Annotated in this window: 34 protein-coding genes; 1 reads left to right on the forward strand and 33 read right to left on the reverse strand. The window is 32.2% G+C overall.

Annotation, left to right across the window (positions count from 1 at the left end; genetic code table 11):
- Nucleotides 1-2: 2 nt before the first annotated feature.
- From RSD37_RS12570 to RSD37_RS12715, 30 genes are all read right to left on the reverse strand, one after another.
- On the reverse strand, nt 3-395 hold the full coding sequence (locus RSD37_RS12570; RefSeq protein WP_346947091.1) for a YopX family protein: 393 nt from the start codon (nt 393-395) through the stop codon (nt 3-5).
- The gene (locus RSD37_RS12575) at nt 388-615 is read right to left on the reverse strand and encodes a hypothetical protein (protein ID WP_346947092.1); all 228 of its coding nucleotides are present in this window, start codon (nt 613-615) and stop codon (nt 388-390) included. The genes RSD37_RS12570 and RSD37_RS12575 overlap by 8 nt, the downstream gene beginning before the upstream one ends.
- Complete coding sequence (locus RSD37_RS12580; protein WP_346947093.1) at nt 599-1,177, reverse strand: ERCC4 domain-containing protein; 579 nt, start codon at nt 1,175-1,177, stop codon at nt 599-601. Before RSD37_RS12580 ends, RSD37_RS12575 begins: the two co-directional genes overlap by 17 nt.
- A 4-nt stretch (nt 1,178-1,181) precedes the next feature.
- Nucleotides 1,182-1,511, reverse strand: a complete 330-nt coding sequence (locus tag RSD37_RS12585) for a hypothetical protein (protein ID WP_346947094.1) — start codon at nt 1,509-1,511, stop codon at nt 1,182-1,184.
- Nucleotides 1,512-1,606: 95 nt separating this feature from the next.
- A complete protein-coding gene (locus RSD37_RS12590) occupies nt 1,607-1,972 on the reverse strand; it encodes a hypothetical protein (RefSeq protein ID WP_346947095.1) in 366 nt (121 codons plus the stop codon).
- A gap of 37 nt (nt 1,973-2,009) precedes the next feature.
- Complete coding sequence (locus RSD37_RS12595) at nt 2,010-2,264, reverse strand: hypothetical protein (RefSeq protein ID WP_346947096.1); 255 nt, start codon at nt 2,262-2,264, stop codon at nt 2,010-2,012.
- An 11-nt stretch (nt 2,265-2,275) separates the two neighbouring features.
- On the reverse strand, nt 2,276-3,256 hold the full coding sequence (locus RSD37_RS12600) for a radical SAM protein (RefSeq protein ID WP_346947097.1): 981 nt from the start codon (nt 3,254-3,256) through the stop codon (nt 2,276-2,278).
- Between the two features lie 44 nt (nt 3,257-3,300).
- Complete coding sequence (locus tag RSD37_RS12605) at nt 3,301-3,519, reverse strand: hypothetical protein (protein ID WP_346947098.1); 219 nt, start codon at nt 3,517-3,519, stop codon at nt 3,301-3,303.
- 18 nt (nt 3,520-3,537) lie between these two features.
- Entirely contained in the window at nt 3,538-4,338 is an 801-nt protein-coding gene (locus tag RSD37_RS12610; protein WP_346947099.1) for a phosphoadenosine phosphosulfate reductase family protein, read from the reverse strand.
- Nucleotides 4,339-4,563: 225 nt separating this feature from the next.
- A complete protein-coding gene (locus RSD37_RS12615; protein ID WP_346947100.1) occupies nt 4,564-4,803 on the reverse strand; it encodes a hypothetical protein in 240 nt (79 codons plus the stop codon).
- A 15-nt stretch (nt 4,804-4,818) separates the two neighbouring features.
- Nucleotides 4,819-5,226: a single-stranded DNA-binding protein gene (locus RSD37_RS12620; RefSeq protein ID WP_346947101.1), complete on the reverse strand. Its 408-nt coding sequence runs from the start codon at nt 5,224-5,226 to the stop codon at nt 4,819-4,821.
- Nucleotides 5,219-5,539, reverse strand: coding sequence for a hypothetical protein (locus tag RSD37_RS12625; RefSeq protein WP_346947102.1), 321 nt, complete (start codon nt 5,537-5,539; stop codon nt 5,219-5,221). Before RSD37_RS12625 ends, RSD37_RS12620 begins: the two co-directional genes overlap by 8 nt.
- Before the next feature lie 79 nt (nt 5,540-5,618).
- The gene (locus tag RSD37_RS12630) at nt 5,619-6,644 is read right to left on the reverse strand and encodes a nucleoid-associated protein (protein WP_346947103.1); all 1,026 of its coding nucleotides are present in this window, start codon (nt 6,642-6,644) and stop codon (nt 5,619-5,621) included.
- 10 nt (nt 6,645-6,654) lie between these two features.
- The gene (locus RSD37_RS12635; protein WP_346947104.1) at nt 6,655-7,383 is read right to left on the reverse strand and encodes a hypothetical protein; all 729 of its coding nucleotides are present in this window, start codon (nt 7,381-7,383) and stop codon (nt 6,655-6,657) included.
- 12 nt (nt 7,384-7,395) lie between these two features.
- The gene (locus tag RSD37_RS12640; RefSeq protein ID WP_346947105.1) at nt 7,396-7,836 is read right to left on the reverse strand and encodes a hypothetical protein; all 441 of its coding nucleotides are present in this window, start codon (nt 7,834-7,836) and stop codon (nt 7,396-7,398) included.
- Nucleotides 7,837-7,851: 15 nt separating this feature from the next.
- A complete protein-coding gene (locus RSD37_RS12645; protein ID WP_346947106.1) occupies nt 7,852-8,550 on the reverse strand; it encodes a hypothetical protein in 699 nt (232 codons plus the stop codon).
- A gap of 4 nt (nt 8,551-8,554) precedes the next feature.
- Nucleotides 8,555-8,707, reverse strand: a complete 153-nt coding sequence (locus tag RSD37_RS12650; protein ID WP_346947107.1) for a hypothetical protein — start codon at nt 8,705-8,707, stop codon at nt 8,555-8,557.
- Nucleotides 8,708-8,709: 2 nt separating this feature from the next.
- Complete coding sequence (locus tag RSD37_RS12655) at nt 8,710-9,105, reverse strand: ASCH/PUA domain-containing protein (RefSeq protein WP_346947140.1); 396 nt, start codon at nt 9,103-9,105, stop codon at nt 8,710-8,712.
- An 8-nt stretch (nt 9,106-9,113) separates the two neighbouring features.
- Nucleotides 9,114-9,668, reverse strand: a complete 555-nt coding sequence (locus RSD37_RS12660; protein WP_346947108.1) for a replicative helicase loader/inhibitor — start codon at nt 9,666-9,668, stop codon at nt 9,114-9,116.
- Nucleotides 9,661-10,569 (reverse strand): phage replisome organizer N-terminal domain-containing protein, encoded by a 909-nt coding sequence (locus tag RSD37_RS12665; protein ID WP_346947109.1) that lies wholly within the window; start codon nt 10,567-10,569, stop codon nt 9,661-9,663. The genes RSD37_RS12660 and RSD37_RS12665 overlap by 8 nt, the downstream gene beginning before the upstream one ends.
- Before the next feature lie 16 nt (nt 10,570-10,585).
- A complete protein-coding gene (locus RSD37_RS12670) occupies nt 10,586-11,296 on the reverse strand; it encodes an MBL fold metallo-hydrolase (protein ID WP_346947110.1) in 711 nt (236 codons plus the stop codon).
- A 2-nt stretch (nt 11,297-11,298) separates the two neighbouring features.
- A complete protein-coding gene (locus RSD37_RS12675) occupies nt 11,299-12,192 on the reverse strand; it encodes a RecT family recombinase (RefSeq protein ID WP_346947111.1) in 894 nt (297 codons plus the stop codon).
- Nucleotides 12,192-14,435 carry an ATP-binding protein gene (locus RSD37_RS12680; RefSeq protein WP_346947112.1) on the reverse strand — a complete coding sequence of 748 codons (2,244 nt, stop codon included), beginning with the start codon at nt 14,433-14,435 and terminating at the stop codon, nt 12,192-12,194. Before RSD37_RS12680 ends, RSD37_RS12675 begins: the two co-directional genes overlap by 1 nt.
- 20 nt (nt 14,436-14,455) lie before the next feature.
- Entirely contained in the window at nt 14,456-14,662 is a 207-nt protein-coding gene (locus RSD37_RS12685; protein ID WP_346947113.1) for a hypothetical protein, read from the reverse strand.
- 2 nt (nt 14,663-14,664) lie between these two features.
- Nucleotides 14,665-15,519 carry a hypothetical protein gene (locus RSD37_RS12690; protein WP_346947114.1) on the reverse strand — a complete coding sequence of 285 codons (855 nt, stop codon included), beginning with the start codon at nt 15,517-15,519 and terminating at the stop codon, nt 14,665-14,667.
- Nucleotides 15,509-15,688 carry a hypothetical protein gene (locus RSD37_RS12695; RefSeq protein WP_346947115.1) on the reverse strand — a complete coding sequence of 60 codons (180 nt, stop codon included), beginning with the start codon at nt 15,686-15,688 and terminating at the stop codon, nt 15,509-15,511. Before RSD37_RS12695 ends, RSD37_RS12690 begins: the two co-directional genes overlap by 11 nt.
- Nucleotides 15,675-15,899 (reverse strand): hypothetical protein, encoded by a 225-nt coding sequence (locus RSD37_RS12700; RefSeq protein WP_346947116.1) that lies wholly within the window; start codon nt 15,897-15,899, stop codon nt 15,675-15,677. The genes RSD37_RS12695 and RSD37_RS12700 overlap by 14 nt, the downstream gene beginning before the upstream one ends.
- A gap of 71 nt (nt 15,900-15,970) precedes the next feature.
- Nucleotides 15,971-16,168, reverse strand: a complete 198-nt coding sequence (locus RSD37_RS12705) for a hypothetical protein (protein ID WP_346947117.1) — start codon at nt 16,166-16,168, stop codon at nt 15,971-15,973.
- Complete coding sequence (locus RSD37_RS12710; RefSeq protein ID WP_346947118.1) at nt 16,158-16,454, reverse strand: hypothetical protein; 297 nt, start codon at nt 16,452-16,454, stop codon at nt 16,158-16,160. Before RSD37_RS12710 ends, RSD37_RS12705 begins: the two co-directional genes overlap by 11 nt.
- A gap of 31 nt (nt 16,455-16,485) precedes the next feature.
- Complete coding sequence (locus RSD37_RS12715; protein ID WP_346947119.1) at nt 16,486-17,280, reverse strand: ORF6N domain-containing protein; 795 nt, start codon at nt 17,278-17,280, stop codon at nt 16,486-16,488.
- 72 nt (nt 17,281-17,352) lie between these two features.
- Here RSD37_RS12715 and RSD37_RS12720 point away from each other — a divergent pair, with 72 nt between their 5' ends.
- On the forward strand, nt 17,353-17,562 hold the full coding sequence (locus RSD37_RS12720) for a hypothetical protein (RefSeq protein ID WP_346947120.1): 210 nt from the start codon (nt 17,353-17,355) through the stop codon (nt 17,560-17,562).
- Here RSD37_RS12720 and RSD37_RS12725 read toward each other — a convergent pair.
- From RSD37_RS12725 to RSD37_RS12735, 3 genes are all read right to left on the reverse strand, one after another.
- The gene (locus RSD37_RS12725) at nt 17,559-17,840 is read right to left on the reverse strand and encodes a hypothetical protein (protein WP_346947121.1); all 282 of its coding nucleotides are present in this window, start codon (nt 17,838-17,840) and stop codon (nt 17,559-17,561) included. The genes RSD37_RS12720 and RSD37_RS12725 overlap by 4 nt on opposite strands.
- Before the next feature lie 81 nt (nt 17,841-17,921).
- On the reverse strand, nt 17,922-18,071 hold the full coding sequence (locus RSD37_RS12730; RefSeq protein WP_346947122.1) for a hypothetical protein: 150 nt from the start codon (nt 18,069-18,071) through the stop codon (nt 17,922-17,924).
- 102 nt (nt 18,072-18,173) lie between these two features.
- Entirely contained in the window at nt 18,174-18,485 is a 312-nt protein-coding gene (locus RSD37_RS12735) for a histidine kinase (RefSeq protein WP_346947123.1), read from the reverse strand.
- Between the last annotated feature and the right edge of the window lie 7 nt (nt 18,486-18,492).

An 18,492-nucleotide genomic window follows, 5' to 3' on the forward strand; every position in this document is an offset into this window, starting at 1 on the left:
CTTTACCCCTCCAATAATTCCTTATCCTCGTAGATGTTGCCTATTACTTCAGCTCTTTTTGAAACACCTCTAGGACAATAACAATTGCAATGTATTTCCTTAGTCTTCGCTAACCATAACAAATCATTTCCCCACACTATTTCATAAACAAGGCCTTTATCATCTTTTAATATATCACCCTCATAAATCACTTTCCCATTCTTATCCTTCAAGCCTGTGTATTGCATATATATAAGGTGATCCAACGAATCGCACTCCTCTAATGGTTCATCTGATAATTTGGTTGCAACTATACCATTACTGTCAAATGCAAAGAATGTACTATCTTCTTCACCTGTGTAATACATTTTGTTTTCTACATTGTCCCAAGCTCTAAACTTAATCTCTCTACTCATCAGCTACCTCCACAACATCTTCATCAACTACAAATCTTTTATCACTTTCCATACCCAACTTACACAAATAAGTAAATCTACTATCACATTTCACACATCTGCAGCTAAACTCAACAACTTTTTCATCTTCTGCATAGACTTCTTTGTAACTAGCTATCTTATAATCATGTTCACCGCATATTGGACAATGTGCTTTATTATCTCTAATTGCTGCTTTCATGTTGCATCTCCTCCTCTTCAATAAACCCCTTATTCTTAAGAACCTCACGCACATAATAGTAAAAGGTGTTATATATCTCACTACCCATGAATTGCTTGTCAATAGGTCGAATAATCGTGTTATACCTTGCTTCGATAGTCTTTAATCTTGCATATAGACTCTTAGGCTGATACTCACTTCTATAATTGCCATTCCTTACGTTGTTATCAAAATTACCATCTTCTAAAAACACATAATATTTAATATCATATTTATTTAGATGTGCTAACTCCTTTAATATCCTTGTATCATCTTTTAAGTTGCCACAGAGTTCATCTATTCCGTTCTTTCTCTCAATTACTACATCTCTATCAAAGTAAATTTCTCTCTCTTGTCCTTCAAAACTTCCAGCTGGTATCATGCATCCATAGTCCCCGAAGTCCAATTTCTTAACCTTGTATGGGATTTTCTTTTTATCGAAAAACTCTATCACGTGCTCATTAGCCTGTTCACGTGTATCTATCAATATCGTTAGATTCTTAAGCACATTTTTCAGCTCTGCATCTGCAAACTTTATTCTCATATAATCACCTCATCCATCTTCTATCAGATATCAATCCTGTCTGTAAATTCAATTCTATTTCATCTTTTATTCCGAGTTTTCTTAACTTATTTATATAATCATTTATTTCTTTATCGTAAGAACTTCTTGCAATAGTGGGTTTAAATTCTTCTTTGCTAATTGGTACATCTAAATAATTACCACATTCACATTGCTTTCTATCAAATACGATAACCTCATCAAAGCAATTAACATATTGCGTTCTATATAACTTGTAATACTTTCCTAAAGATTTACCATATTTGCATTTATGAACTGGCGTTTCTTCTTTTTTCTTAAACCATTTAAATTTCATGTTCTCGCCCCTTCAATTTTACTCAATTTTATTGTATACAATTAGTAAGGATATAGAGTTGTCCTAAACCCTTACTAATTCATGTTATAATTGAATTACGCATTGAGTATCTTTAAATCATAATTAGCTTTAATGAACTCGATTGATTTATTTCTATTGCAATCATTCCCTAAATAAGTATAAATCAATTCCATTTCATCAACTGTAAATTCAGTACATAGAAACTCATTTATAATAGTTCTAATTCTCTTTTGCCAATATCTACTAACCCCTTTACAACTCGGTCTTGATAACCAAGCAAGAACCTTACATTTCAATTCTAATTCAGTTTCTATATCTTCTAACCTAAAATAAATATTGTTTTTTGGTTCAACAATCAATTCATTATTTCTATTTATAAAACATTTAGGCGAATAGTTTTCTACAATGTCTATAAACTTTTCAATATAATCTTTATTCATATTTAACCCCTCCAATTTCCTTCGCAATATATACAGACTATTCTTTAACCCTCGGTCTACTCTTTAACTTCTCCAAATGCTTTGGATACTGCTGCATTACATATTCTGCTGATAACCCCATCTTGTCTAATGCTCCCAAACTAGCTTGTACAAGGTCAAAGAACTCTTCTATAGCATTGCTACTGTCACCGCTTACAATTGCAGTAACAAACTCACAGTGTTCTTCTCCAACCTTCTTAATTTGTTCCACTATTGTTATATTTTCTAGGTTTATATTTTTAAGTTTTATCATAATCTCACCTCTTATATAAATTTCATTTGAAAATAATCAAGTTGAGCTTTTATCCAAGGTTCATACTCTTCCCATGCACAACTCTTATAAATTCTTGAATTTACCCACCTAGCAAAATGCTTTAGCCTTTTATCTGGAATCTGATTGTACACCATCACAAAAGGGTCTACTTTCATTTCTCTTAATTTTGTGAATCTATACATATCCTCTTCAAAGGTCGTATTGTATCCCACCAACATAAAACACATGTGTTTATAAGGTTTTATATATTTACTAAGAGTTTTTATTCCTTCCATAACTTGATTTTCAAATCCCATTAGATCCCATGCATAATGTAAGCTCCTAAGGTGTTTAACTTCCCCTAAAGCTTTGGCTATATCTTCATTTATTAGCCTTACGTCACACCCTTGATTTATGTCTACAATTAGTTTTCTGTCCCTTATCTCATGCAGCTTCTTTATACAATTAGGATCTGCAGTAAGGTTGTTATCATGAAGTATTAAAATATTGCTTTTAGGATTGATTAAATCCTTAATTTCTGCCACATGATGAAATGTTCCCTCTTTTTTAGGTACAAAACAAAATCCACACTCTCTCACGCAACCTCTTGAAGTAAATCCCATGCCTGCGTTAACTATCTCTGTAGCCTTTTTAAGCTTATGCTTCTTGGTTCCTATACCTTTCATTCTACTTGCGATTTCTTCTGCACTATAAAGATCATAGTCTGGTACTATATTTTCTATTTCTTCTTTAAGTTGACTATTGTAATTCCAGCCAGTGCCACCTAACTCGAGTTTTTTGCCATGTTGCTCCTGGAGTTCTAAACATTTTCCCTTTGATTTAGTAAATATTGCTGAAGCATATATTTTTTCATATTCTTTATGATCTTTTACAAATTCTACTTCTTCTCCTAAGTTTTTATAGTAACTAGATATTTTCATTAATGCCAAATTCGGTATTTTACTATCAACATCAATCAATCCTATAGCCATTTTCTCACCCCTCCATCTATTTCATAATTTCTACAGACTATTCTCTATATTCTCTTAAGCATCATCTTTCTTATTATGTCTTTTTCAAAGTTTTCCTTAATTCCTAAACCTTCTTTTACATACTCAGTTCCTAGTACATCAATTAAATTTTCTAAACCTTCCAAGCACTTTTCAAAATACATTTCTCTTTTGTTGTTTTTCTTATCTAAGAGTAAAGGATCATATTCAAACTGTCCTCCGCCCATATTACTAAGCCTTCTCATTTTTACACCTCTTATGAATTAATCTCCCATGAATGAACACTGACCCTCTATTTGCTTCGTCTTAGTTGCTTCACCTATCCACCATTTCATTACCTCTTCACCAGTTTCCCACTTGCATACTTTACCTTTCCTATGTCTCTCTACTAACATTTTGTCAAAAGCTCTAATGTAATTAGCCTTAATCTTAGGATATAATTCTAATTCTCGTTTTTGATTAGAACTTAAAGGACATCCAATGCAACCAATCCGCTTAAATCCTTGATCATATAACTTACAATAAGGCAAATTATACTTATGGATATATTCCCAAATATCTTCATCTGTCCATTCAATCATTGGTCTTACTACTGTTTTCCCTTTCCAAAAGCCAACCATACTTTGCTTACTTCTCTTGCTACCTTCTGCCCACCTAACTCCTAAGAAAACAGTGTCTCCTTCTTCTCCTGTTCTCTCCTTCATGAAGTCACAACAATATCTAACCATTCTGCTTGGTGGCATTAATTTTCTAGGTATCAAGTTCCACATTGTTATTGTCTGCTGAGTATCCTTAAACTTTCCATAAGATTGAAATTTAACATCTTTATGATGTTCCCTAATGTAATAAATCAACTCTGGTGGATCTACGCTAGTTTGGCTATAAATAAACTCACACTCTATTCCAGCACGTTGTATTAAGTGCTTAAGAACTATACTATCCTTACCACCACTAAAGGCTATAATATTCCTTTTATCTGCTTGCTTATTTTGAAATTCAACTATTCTTTGTATAGCTTTTTCTTCTTTGTTTATTTCTCCTAATAATGTATTTTCTATTAACAATTCCATCACCCTAACAACTCAAATTGTCTAAGTTGTTAAGGAAACCGTTATTAAGGCTTACCTATAATAGGGAGTTCCTTTGCCATAGTCTAAACCGTATAGCACATTGGCGAGGGGATTTTATGCTTTACCTCATCACTTTTTGTAGTTAGAGGAAATGACTAGTTTCCCCTAACCTATGCAACCTCTGTGTACAGAGGGCTTAATGGAATAATTAATATTAAGCTATATTTCAATTATTTTCTTTAGCTCTTTTAATTCAACTATACCTAGGATTTCTGCATTAAATATAGTCCTTATTTTATTTACCCAGCTTTCAAATACTTCTTTAGGATCATTTCTTTCCATAACGCTTACTAATCTTTGTTGTTCTCGTCTATAACCCTTTGCAGTCTCATACTCAAAAGTAACTAGATAAGTCAGTATTGTTATAGATGTTTTAATCTTCTTTATATCTACTTTCATCTAATCACCCCTTAATTAAAATGGCATCTCACCATCGTCCACTGGACTCATATCTCCCCCACCAAAATAATCCGAAGGTATTCCTTGTTGTCCTCCGCTTTGGTTATTGGTATTATTGTTATTTCCTCCACCTACAAAGTCCATTCTGTCCACGATAACATCTGTTGTATATACCCTGTTACCTTCTTTATTGGTGTAACTTCCAGTTTGAATATGACCTTCAATGCCTATTTGACTACCTTTTTTCATGTAGTTGGCTATGGTTTCAGCAGTTTTACCGAAAGCTATACAGTTAATAAAATCAGTTTCACCTTTCTTCATTCTGTTAACTGCCACACTGAATTTAGCTATTGCCATACCATCTTTTCCAAATCTCAATTCTATATCTTTAGTTACACGTCCTAATAACATCGTCTTATTCATTACTTTCATTCTCCTTCTCTAATTTTTTAATATCTTTAACAATCTCTTCCAAGGACTTTATCTCACCATTTTTAATGTTGAAGTTTATATATACATATCTAGGAAGTTTCATATAAAAATCAGAATCACTAAAATCAATCTCATTTTTAAATTCTCCGCTGTCCTCCTCGGATATATCACCAGGAGCATCACTACTTAACCACACTTGTCCACCCTTCGTTTTAGTTATATAACATTTTTTTATTCCACCAAACTCTCTAGTTAATTCACTAAGATATTTTGTTAGCGGTATATTTATCATAACTTTTCCCATGTTTCCACCTCTTTCATTATTATTTGATTCCCATATGAGAACACAAAAGTAATACTGTGCCCTCATATATGGTTACTTCCTACTTTTCTGCATAATCCATAATGTGTTTAATTACCATATTAATACTGCCATCACCATTCTTAACTATTTGAAACTTGTTAAAATCTTCATATGCTTCTTGGCTAATGTAAATATCTATATCTCTATCAACCTTAAGCCTTATCCTCTTAAGTTTCTTTTCAACATATTTCTTATCTATTTTAAACTCACTATCACAAGTCTTAGCCATATCCAACAAATAACTTTCTTTTCCTTCACACATCATACTTGCTATATCTTCAAGCTTTATTTCATCATCTTTAGCTAATTTTTCTCTAACTCTTCCTCTGATATTTTCAGCTGCAGTTGCATCTTCAATTACAAACCTTTGTATGAAATTTTCAGTACCTCTCATGAAGTTTTTAGTATTATCTCTGTCGTTAGCAATTATCTTGCACCCTAAATAGTTATCCATGAAATAGTTAGCTCCATAATCTTTATCTTCTGTAACCTTCTTGCTTTGCTTATCTATAACTAATAGATCATACTCATTATCACTAGCTACAGTTTTAATAAATGCACACTTTTGTATTTTGGAACCACCAGACGGTAATCCTCTGAATTGAGGAATTATATCTATTCCTATTTGCCCTTCAATAAACTCTACATTATGCATATAGCTTTTAATATAGTCCATCTTGAATATACCTAAAAATGCACCACACTCTGTTGTAAATGCTACTGTAAGCAAATCGCAAGAAGGAATGTTTCCTTTACTTCTCATTAATCTAAACATTTGACTCGCAAGCTCTTTTGATACATTTATCAAGGTATTCTCACCATTTAAATACTCTTTCGATACTTCCTTCACTATATTTCTTTCTTTATTGAAAATAGCATACTTAAGTTCTTCATCCTTTAAACATTTCTGTATGTGTTTAAAAACAAATGTGTATACCTTTTCTGTTAATTCTAAAGGATATTCGTTCAGTACCGGTTCATCTGCATTATTATCCAGAATATGAATAATAGCTTGATTTATATTAATTTCGTTTATATATTCCATTGTGTTCCTCCTAAAATTTAATTATTTTTTCTTTGCCCTTTATAATGTCATAGACTTGTATACCTCTTTGATTAGCTAATTTCACCAATCTTTCCCCAGTTGAAAATCCAGTGTTGAACTCCAATACGTAGTCTATAAATTTTCTACATTCAATCTTCCTAGGTAGCTTGTCTAAAAACTCCGGCTTGAAAGTTGTTAAACCCCTCTCCCCACTGTTTTTTTCTGCTGCAATACGGTTGCCATATATCCTGTTATACTCAACTTTATCTTCAAACATCTTAGTCAAGTGTGGTTCTGCTTCAGCTAGTTCCTTTGAATATTTTCTTATTGTAAGCAATATATGTGCCTTTTTAACTCCATATATGCCCTCTAGTGCCATTGCGTTACCAACTAGGATGTATTGCTCCATTAAGTATTTGGACAACTCCATACCTTCGTATGTGTTCTTAATGTGTTCCCATTTTTTCTCTTTTTCTGTCAGTTTACTTTTCTCGCCTTTTGTGTACTGGTTAATACCATTGTTGCTCTTAGTTACCTCGTGAAATTTTTGCATAAGCTCCGGATACTTTTCTTGAAGTTCATCTTTATACTTGCTTACCTGGCTACTTAATCTTTTACGGCTTATTTCATATTTTTCTTCTACGCACTTATAATTCCCAAGTTCTACATATCCCTCAGCTATGATTCTTGCTAGTTCTACACCTTTGTGAGTTTTCTTAATTTCTTCCCACTTAGTCATTTCCCCAACCTCCTAAATCTGAATTTTCAATGGGGTTACTGCTATAGTGTGTGTACTCCTCTTAATGTCTGCCTTAATCTCCTTGGTGCTTTCTTCTATTTGATTTTTAATTTCTTCTGTATTTACATCTATATCAAAATCACTTTGTCTTAACTGCAACACATTATTATTTATTACTTTCCCTTGCCAATTAGCTTCTTTTATCTCATACCCACAAGCAGCTACATTCTGAGCTAACTGACCTATTGCCTTTTCTTCAAATTGTGCTTTTTCTTCAATTTTCTTTGTTATTTGATTACTTTGAATCTCCACACTATACTCGACACTCTTCCAATAGTCTTTCTGCTTGTCCATTTGCCCCTCTACGCTCTTTAATTTGCTTTTAAGTGTTATGTGTCCCATGAGAACTAAAACCCCTACAATGGCTAATCCTAAGCCTAATAATATATTCATACTTATTACCTCCTCCTAATCTTCATGAGTATAATATGTTTCATACTCATAGTCCTCTGAATTTTCTCCTTGCTCTAATACAATCTTTGCTCCTGAAGAATATATCTTAAATAAGAGTTTATCTAGTCCATATAGACCACCCATTATTTTTTTAGTATTTATCTCATCACCTTTAAGCTTTATGCTATATGGCTTCCCTTCCTTGTCTAAGCTAATTTGATAATCACATTCATATTTTCCGTCTTTTTCTTCTTCGTCCATGTAAATATGTTTATACCCATGACCACCATCCTCAATTATTAATTCAATTTTTTCATCATAATCAAATTCATATTCTTCCTTTAGACATCCCCCTTTTAGTTTTTCTATTATTTCTGTAAGTGTATACTCATCTTTAGTATCCTTTAGCATGTCATTCATGCTTTCTTTTATTTTGTCTATCCCTTGAATAGTTATTGCTTTATCTAGTTGCTCCTGTACTGCTGCTAATACTAGCCCGTTATATCCTTCTATTCCTAAGTTTCTAAAATTGATGTTTAGATTTTCTTCTATGTGAGTTTTAAGATTTTTTCCAAAATCACTATAACTTCTAAATACATCCTCAACTAAACTAGCTATAGTTTTTTCTAATGTAGACTTAACAACCTTCTCAACATAGTTTTCTTCTTCCATTTGAACTAAAGTATCATTTACTATTTTATTTAAATCAATCATCTTTCTACCTCCTCATATCCATTAATTGTTTTGTATGAATGTTATAAAACACATAACTCCATGCATCTTCACGTTCAATTAAGAAATCATTACTTTTAAAACCCTGTGCTGCTAAGAACTCCTTATGTCTCCTTTTTAGTTTCTTTGGATTTTTCATAATTAAAATTCACCTTCCTCTGTATAATCTTCGCACATCGTTCCGTGTACATGTATTTCTCCTCTAACGCACTCCAAACCCTTGTTATATATACACTCGCTATCACCGCAATTTATCACGTTGTTTTCTAACCCAAGAATTACATAATCTTTGCTTAAACCATATTCTCTGCCTTTTAAAATGTAGGTTATTCTTTTCTCTATTTTTCTCCCTGTATATCCTTGTTTTTGTACTGTAACTTTCTCTGGTCCAGTCGAATCTGTTAATCCTTGTTTATATTCTTTGAGAATTAATATGTCACCAACTTTAAAATCTCTATCATTTTTCCTTAGTTCAAAGGGTTTAATCCCATTCTGAACATCTTTAAAATACTGTGGTAATATCTTCAATTCATGCATTTTCAATTCTACTCCCCCTCTATTTGTTTGGCTTGTACATTGTTAGCAATCTGATTAATAGTTTCCCTCATGCTAGCTGGCAATAGATCCTGTTCTTTCTTTCTAGTCTGTAGCACCTCTATCTGCTTAAGGAACTGCCCTTTAGTTACTGTATTTACGATACTTAGTTCACTTCTAGCTAGCTCTTTAACTTGACCGACACTCCCAAAGAACCTTTTAACAACCTCACTATGCTTTTCAAAATCGTCCTCTGTCATGTAACTTCCTCGAGTAATCATCTTGTAAGCTTCGTTCCAAAGTTCAATTGCAGATGTATTCTCACTCGCTGGAGTAACTATTTCAGTTGCAGCCTTTCGGATTTCATGAATGGTCGGAGGATAACTACTAGACATTATTGCTTTCTTTGCTGCTATCATGCATAAGTTGAAATCTAAATCCTCTAGACACTCGAACCATGTTTCAAGTAACATCTTAGCTTTGTCTCTATCTTTCAATTTATCATCTATGCTTTTATAGTTACTTGATAATAGTGTTAAAAGCTTAATTGTTTCGTTTTTAGTCATTGTCACTTTCCTCCCACAATTCTTTTAGGTTGTCTATGCTACTTGATGATCCGGAAGGTCCTTTATTGTTTTTATCATCATAGTTACCTTCCAGGACCTTAGGAAAGTTATTAGGCTTTATAAACCAATCAAATGCTATTGTCCAGCTAGTTTTATTTTGACCTTTTAGGAAACTGCTTTGCCTAACATTTTCTATAGCTTGTAAAACTGACTCCATTCCATATTCTTTTAATCTAGTTCTAAGCAACTTACTCCTATTACCTTGTATTGATTTAATTTGAGATAAGCCTAACGAATTCCATGTTTCTTGTATTCGTACCAAATCTTTTGGTACAAGTATATCTTTAGATATACTATTATCTATCTCTATATCTTTCTCTAACTCTATCTCTTTCTCTAACTCTGGTGGAGAAATGTCCGACATTTGTCCATTTGGTTGTGTAGTTTCAATGGTTTCAGAGATTTCGGTGGGACATTTCTCCGACATTTGTCCTACTTTTTCTTCTAGCAAGTTCATATTTCGTTCATATTCTATCTTGCTTCTATATTCTCTCTTCCTATCAGCCTCAGTACTACTTTGACCTATGAAATTCTGAATATCTAGCATAAATATAGCGCCATTATCTAGAATTTCTATTAAACCCAATTGACTAAATACACCTAAGGATTTTTCTACTATTGCAACATTATGGTCTGTAATAGTTGCAATCATTTTTGCATTGTAAGGTATATGTTCTTTAAACATTAACTTACCATCTGTTTTTAAGGATTTTAGATACAATTTCATTAAAATATCACTGAATAAATATCCATTATCCATAGCTTGTAGTATTTTTATATCTTCTGTTTCGTAGAAATTATCTTTAATTTTTAGATAGTAGTACTTTTTATTGTCACTCACTTGTTATCACCTTCTTTTAATTAATTTCTAACCCTGGTACTGCCACCATTGTTTTAACTCCAGTAACCTTTTCCACTTCTTCACGAAAATGGTCTGGTTCTCCATGATTTTCCGACATATGGATTAATGTAATATCTTTAGTTCCTTTTAAATCCCACGTCTTAAGAGTATCTTTTAGTGTTTCTAAGCTCATATGAGATTTTAATAATCTTGATCTATATGGTGGTAAATCGGTTAGAACATTTTCAGAATAATTACATTCAATAAGGATGTGATCCACATTATTAAATACATATTTAAGATAATAAGTATCTGTTGCAAAAAGTACTTTCCCTATTGCAGGATGATGTATTAAAAAACCTAACGGTTCTAATGTGTCATGCTCTGTTGTAAAAGGAAGTATTGTGAATCCTCCAACCTTAAACTTTTCCTTTGACTTTACAAAATGAAGCCTATGATAAGTTTCAATGTATGATTTTTCTGCTATGCCCCTTGATGTGCCAATGCTTGTATAAATATCTATTCCAGATTTCAATACATCTCTAAAGGCTTTGCAATGGTCCTTATGTTCATGAGTTAGCAAGGCTCCCACCACATTACTCAAGTTGAAATCCAAAGCTTTTTTTATATCATTAAACTTTATTCCTAGTTCTAGGAGGAGGATTTCTCCCCCAGCTTGTAGAACATAGGCATTACCTTTACTTCCTGTTGCAATAACCTTAATCATTATTAAAACCCAGCATCTTCAAATTCTTTTTCACTTACTACCTCGGCTTCAACATGCTCTACAGTTTCAACCGTTGGAGGTTCCTCTGAAAACGGAATATCTAAGGTTTCCTTATTGGCATTTTCCTTGATTTCTTCCTTTACTTCTGCTTGTACATTCTCAATAATATCCTCTTCTCTATACTCATTGCTTCTGTTAATGCTATCTATGAGAAGATCGCTATCATCACTAGTACATACAAAGTTTTTACAAGCTCTATTGATTACTGTTTTCTTAGCCATTTCATCTGTGAAATTTGTATGAGCTCCAGAAGTTCCTTTTGCTGCACCTTGTTGCCAAGCTTTTTTAATCTGATTAATATTCATAACCTCTACATAGCTTGGACCATCTTCTCTAGTAACTACTGCATAAGCACCTTTTATTTTTGTAATGTCTATATTCTCAAAGCCTTGATTATGCTTAGTTATTTTTTTTAGTCCAGTTTCTAGATCTAATTCATAAGCAAATTCATCTTTCTCGTAGATTACATTTGCAAATACATCCTTTACACCTTTTAATCTCTTAGTTGCTGCTATATTACCTAGATAAGATTTCATAAGTTGCAATTTACCACCAAAGGCTACAAAATAGCATTGCTTTTTAGCTGGACTTAAACCTTGGATAGTCATATCTAGTAAAGTATTTATAATACTAGCCTTACTACAACTTTGAAGTACACTCACCTTATTCTTATCTACTGTTTCACTTAAGATTAAATGTGCTGATTTCAAAGCATTTGAGTAGTTGTAGTTTTTAGGGAATGTCATATCCCCAGCACTCTCTAACTCTTTAATTCTGTTTTGAACTGTGTCCGCTATACTTTTCTCCTGTACTGATACTGATTTATTTTCACTCATTATTCCTCAACCTCCATTACTTTACAATTAGTTTCTTGACCCTCTTGCATTTCTGTTGCTGGATCATCCCAAACAACTCTTAAATATAAGTTCTTGTATTTATAAATTTGTTCCTTACAAATACTCCATCTACTTTGGTCAAGCATATTTTCTTTTACAAATTGTGCTTCTGGGAAAAACTCTTCTACAACACACCCATTAGAATATTCACCTATATTGTCTTGTATTTGTTTTAATTTCTCATAAAAATATATATTTTCATCTTTTGTAGCAATTTCAATCACATCAATTTTAAGTTTCTTGTCTTTACTAACTATTAGCTTTATTAATTGACTCTCTGTATTGCCTATTTTATTTACACTCTCTGCATTATCTATAAATATAGGAGCCTGTACATCAAAGTGTTCACACAAGGTATTTACAACACTTAATCCAGCATTCATTTGACTTGCAGTGTTTGCATTGCTGAACGGTACTCCTTCGATTAATGCTTCACAACATTCTGAAAGTCCTCCATTGATTTGTTGATTAAACAATTTGAAATTAACTGTACCTTGGAACTTCTTATTTATTCCTTCCTCTAGCAACTCCACTTTAGTTCTTATGAACTCTTCACATAAAAATTGTTGTCCTTCAAATTGTGCTATCTTTATTGCTAAACCCTTTTCTTCTGCTTGAAGTTCTTTAATTCGAAGAATTAACTTATTATTATTTTCTCTACCACCTAAATCTCTATTAACTTGATCCAGTTCTCTTTGCATACTTTCCTTTTTAGCTTTAAGCTCTAAATTATTATCTACTGAAATAGCTGCCATTTCTTCTTCTAGTTTTTTAATCTCTATTTTTAACTCTTCCATACCTTCAAAACTTGGCTCTGGAGTAGTATAGGTTGATAACATTATAGAAACTTGATTGATTTCTTCTTTTATTTCTTTAACTTTCATCACTGCTTCAGTTAAATCTTGTCCAACTTTCTCTAACTTTTCTTTTTCCTGTATCTGCGTGGCTCTCATTTCCTCTACAAACTTATTTATTCCCTTTCCCCTAGTTTGTATATCTAATAGATTTTTCTTCTTGCTACCCTCGAAATTGGAGAGTAATTCAGCTTTCTTTGTTTCAATGTCCTCTGCTTCAAATTCACGTTTGCACATAGGACACATAAATTGAGTTTCATCTATCTCTAAAGTTTTTACTTTCTCATTTGTGAAACTTTCTCTAAGTGCTGCAGTTTGTTTCTCGTAGTTGGCTATAGAGTTTTCACTAGTAGTAATAGATTGTTCTAATTGACCTCTAGTTCTCTCTAGGTTTCTAACTTCACGTTCTTGATTTTGTAATTTATACTCTAAATCGCCAAGTTGGTTCTGTAACTTCATCTTAGGCTCATTGATTTTACTTTTAGCTTGATTATATTCCTCTTGGTACTCTCGCTTTATTTCATAGATTTTATTGCTAAGTTCAAGTTTCTGTTCATTAGCTTTCGACTTATCTGCAATGGTTTCATCTATTGAATTAATGCCACCTTGAATAGTTCTTTTTCTGAACTCTAATGCATCAAAGTCAACATCAACTATAGAGTTATTACATTCATCTACCCTAAAAGGAATAGACTCCACATCCTTCTTAAGCTTGCTTATTTTACCTTTAACCACCTTAACTAAGTTGTCTATACCATCTGTTATTAGAGTTCTTAACGGTTCTAATTTAGAGTTGTAATTAATTACTGACTCCTCGTCTATATCTCCAATAATTTCTAACAATATGGTCCTCTGCTCTTGCCACTTAAGGTTTGTGAAATAAAGTGGACTTGTAACCAATTTGAATTTACTCTCTTCGAAAATTGCATTTACCTTAGCTTGGTATTCCTTTTGGCTTGATGGAACTTCATTGATGTAATACTCAGTTGTATGACCTTTTAGTTCCGACTGAGCGTGTCCTTTTTGCTTAGTCCATTTTTCTTTATAAAGTCTTTCCAAAGTAATGGCTTGTCCATCTACTTCTAACACACCGGTTACACTATGCTCTAAACCATGGAGTTCCTCACCATTCTCGTCTAAAGTCTTAATGTTAAATGTAGTTCTATCTTTAGAATCCTTTCCAAACAATAACCATGTAAAAGCATCTACTATAGTTGTTTTCCCTGTGGCATTTTGTCCGCTGATAGAAGTTACCTTTCCAAAATCTATACTTAAATCTTTAACACCTTTAAAATTTTTTAATGCAAGTTTATTTAATATGATATTCATTTACTTAACACCCCTTATATTTAATTTACCTTTATGCACTTACACCATTCCGGGGATATAAAATATCCTCTTGTTATTGAATTTGATTCATTTAAAACAACAACCTCACTTCCATTACATCCATCAACCCAATCTTTACTGATCTTGTATGTTTTTCGGCCTTCTGTTTTTAGAAACTTCTTCTTAGTAAATACATAAGTATTACCTTTTATAAATTCTTTGCTCATTCTTATGCCCTCCAACATTCTTTATATTGTTTAATTTCTTGCTCAGTAAGTTCTCTATCCCCTATATCCACAATTCTTCCGTAGCTTTTGCCTTGGCTAGTATCACAAACTACAAACATTCCTTCTTGCAATAATTGTGAACTTATAAAGTCATATTTCTTACCACCCTGTTTGTGTTCTACTTTATATATTTTTACTTGCTTTTTAGGTTCTTGAAGTTTGAATTTATTTTTTGAAGTTATATGAACTTCATCTTTAATGTGCATACTTTGAGATAGTTTTAGAATTATTTTGCCTTTCTTATCTCTTCTAATTTCTTGTGTATTACTATAGTAAGTACATACATAAGTTTCTCCTGGTTTTATCCTTGCGATTACTTCTTTAAATGTTAATTCTGTTTGAGGTTCTAAATATTCCAAACCAGCTGTTCTAAAGATTACACTTCTTTTAACATTATTAATAATTAAATTAACCAAAGCATAATCATCTTCTAAAGCTATTATTTCACCAACTATTCCATTAAATGACCTCCAGTTAGGTCCAATTTCACTTCCGAACCCTTTCTCCCACTTAAAAGCTTTACCGTTGCTTTTACGAATCAACTCGTTAGCCGTACTTACATCTGTTGTATATGCTACCCCACCATCTATAACCTTTACCTTATCTCCAACTTTAAATTTCATTATTAAATCCTCCTTAACTACTTGAAATAAAAATTTAGGTGCATAATATACATTGCCGCGGTCATTTATTATTCTGTAAGACAAATCGTTCTCGCTTATTCCAACAACTTCATATATCATCCCAAGAGTTATATAAAATCCGTTACATCCTACATCAATACATCTAATCTTCATCTTTATTCCCCCTTATTTTCTCTAATTCCCATTCTCCAAATACATTCCTATCAAATGCACTGTGAGGTGTTGTTATATCTATCATGTATAGTCCTGTTTGTCCCTTGCGAATTATAATGCCTTCTATATCTGTCCCTTTGACTCTTACCTTGTCCTTAATATGGAACATCATCTATCCTCCTTATAGTCTCACCTGTCTTTATGTTGTAAATTTCTCCATTGTCTAAATCGGTTCCAGATGGTATAATTTTTTCAAGAATAATTACATTAGTGTCTATCTGTTTACTTTGGTCGGTTACAGATAGGCTCTTTTTATCTTCCGCTTCTTTTCCTGTGCATTGCTCCAAGCCTTGCATATTCTCTACAACATGATGCTTCATATTTCTCACCCTCGTTTTTATTAAGTCTTTTGTTATAGTAATCATTAATGTACCTAGTCATAAATTCACTTTTAGTCATTCCCATATGCTTGTACACCTCTTATTAAACTTAAACTACATCTACATACATTCATTAAATCCTCAGCCTTTGTTAATCTATTAAAGCTAACGTTGTTAAACATAATGTCCTGGGTTACTATCTTAAGCACTTCCTCAAATTCTTCTTTGGTAGTTGTTGCCCTTAATTCTTTTAAAAAATCAAATGACATCTTGCATTTCCTCCTTAATATTAAAATATGATTTCCAAAATTCTTCTTTATGTCTTCTGTAATCTCTATCCTCTGGATAATCTTTAGTCCTCTTTAATACACTTTTACCACACTCGCTACAATAAGCTTGATTTAAAATAGGTATTAAAATAATATCTTCATACCCTATTAGGTCTTTGCTACATTCATCACATATTGGAAAACCATTCTGTGAGTATTTTACAAGCTCCATAAAACTGATTTTCAAGTAACCTATTCCTATATTATTTCTGAAAAATTTAGCCATAATTAAATATCCTCCTTAAATTTATTCCCTCCTAAACTGCTCCATATTTAATTGCCATCTTACTTATAATGCTTAGATACCCATTGATAAGTTTTTCATCTTCCGCTATTACATCTAGTGGATTAAGTTTGTCCATCTTACTTTTAGACACACCTTCCAAAGCCATATTCTTTTTCTTATTTAATACCCTACGTTTAACATCAACCTTGTAAGTGTCATTAAGCAGCTTATAGCTTTCTTCCCTAACATCTTTAATATGATCGAATCCACCTAACTTCATTGCTATCTTGCTTATAAGACTTGTTGTATCTTTCCTCCATGCATTGGGAGTTAATGCAACTACATCACGTATTCCTTGTATTTCTTCTTTAGTTTCTTTTATCTCTTCTTTAATTTGCTTATTCTCAATCTCTTGACATGCTATAGCTTGGAATAATTTATTAAACATCTGTAACTCCGGTGATAATTGCGAAGTATTTAGAGTTTGTACATTTTCTCTCACTTGGAAATAAGTTTCCTCTAATTCTTCATACACTTCCCAAGCTTCATCTGTATCTAGTATTTTTGCATGTCTAGCCGCTCCTTTTTCTGTCCAAAGATAAAGTATTGATACGAATTTAAGGCTTTCGTCATTTAGTACATACCCTTTAAATTCTTTTAAAACATCACCCTCTAGCTTAAAATAATGTTTGCCTTCAATGAATCTATCTGAATTTCTAGTGAAGTTTTTACTTATGTTTTGTTCATTAGTTCCATATTGTTCTGCTAATGTTTTAGTAGTAATTATTCTTTGATTTTTAAATTCGATTGGTATTAGTTTGTCCAATTCCTTTTCCCTCCTTTATTTTGTTTTTTACCCCAATAAATGCTAAAATATTACCGAAAGGGGGTGAATATTATGCTAGACAATAATTCATTAATCATTTTGGCTTATCTTAAGAATCATTTCCAAACAAGTGATAAGCCTGTAACTGCTTTAGATATCAATATAAATGGCTTAAATTTAAATGATATAGATAAAGCAATTGAGATACTCGATAACAACGGACGTATAAACTTAACTGAAAGAAATTATATACGGCCATCTGTTGAAAGTGTAAATGATTAATATTTTCCTTGGAGGAGGTTCTCGATCTTCTCCATTTTCTCTCCAGAAATCATACTTTCAATTAACATTTTTCCATTCACGGTTACATTTGCATCAAATTTAAGAGTTACCTGTGAATATTTTTCTTGTGCTTTTTTTTCAATCTTAATATCCGTAACTGATATTAACGGTTTACTTCCATTGACTGTTATGACTCCATTTTCAGAATCAAAATTGAAATTTGCTATTACTTTGCTATCTTTAAAAACCTTTTTTAATTCATTATCACTCATTTTCATACTTCCTCTTCCTCCCTCACAATTTTCTATCCAACTTGAATAATTTACCCTCCGAAGAGCCGCTTGAATAAGTTTTAAATTTTATTTCGTAAACATTCCAATGTTTAATGGATTTTCATCAAGATGAATTTCAACATCTTCAATAGTTTTTAAATTATGCTCTTCTAAGAATTTCTTCATATTTTCCATAAATTGTTTTTCAAACTGTTTTTCTTTTTCTTTTTTTATCATTTGTGATTCACCGCCTTAATATTTCCTAATTTACTCATTTTTCTTTATTCGTATACATTCTTTCATAAGCGATGTTTATTAGTTTCATATTAAACTGTTCGTCTACATTATTCTTTGTAGTAAACCCATACTTTCTGTACCTAGCATTGCTACTTTCCTTAGTTGTTCATTTTGTAGCTTTACAAGTTGTTGAAGTTCATAAATCTCTCTTTCCATCCGTCTTCTTTCTAATGGTGAAAATCTATCCAGTTCTACACCCTCTAGTTCTGATATATGCTTCGGATGGAACATTACTCCTGGAACTCCTTTGCAAATCTTTACAGCACCCTCTGTAACATATTTCCTTATACTCTTTTCATCTTTCTGCCATCTTTGAGCCAAATCCTTAACTGTTAACAATGTTACAATTTCCATATCCTTT

It is taken from the genome of Clostridium sp., assembly GCF_036646415.1.
In the GTDB taxonomy this organism is placed as follows: Bacteria; Bacillota; Clostridia; order Clostridiales; family Clostridiaceae; genus Clostridium_J.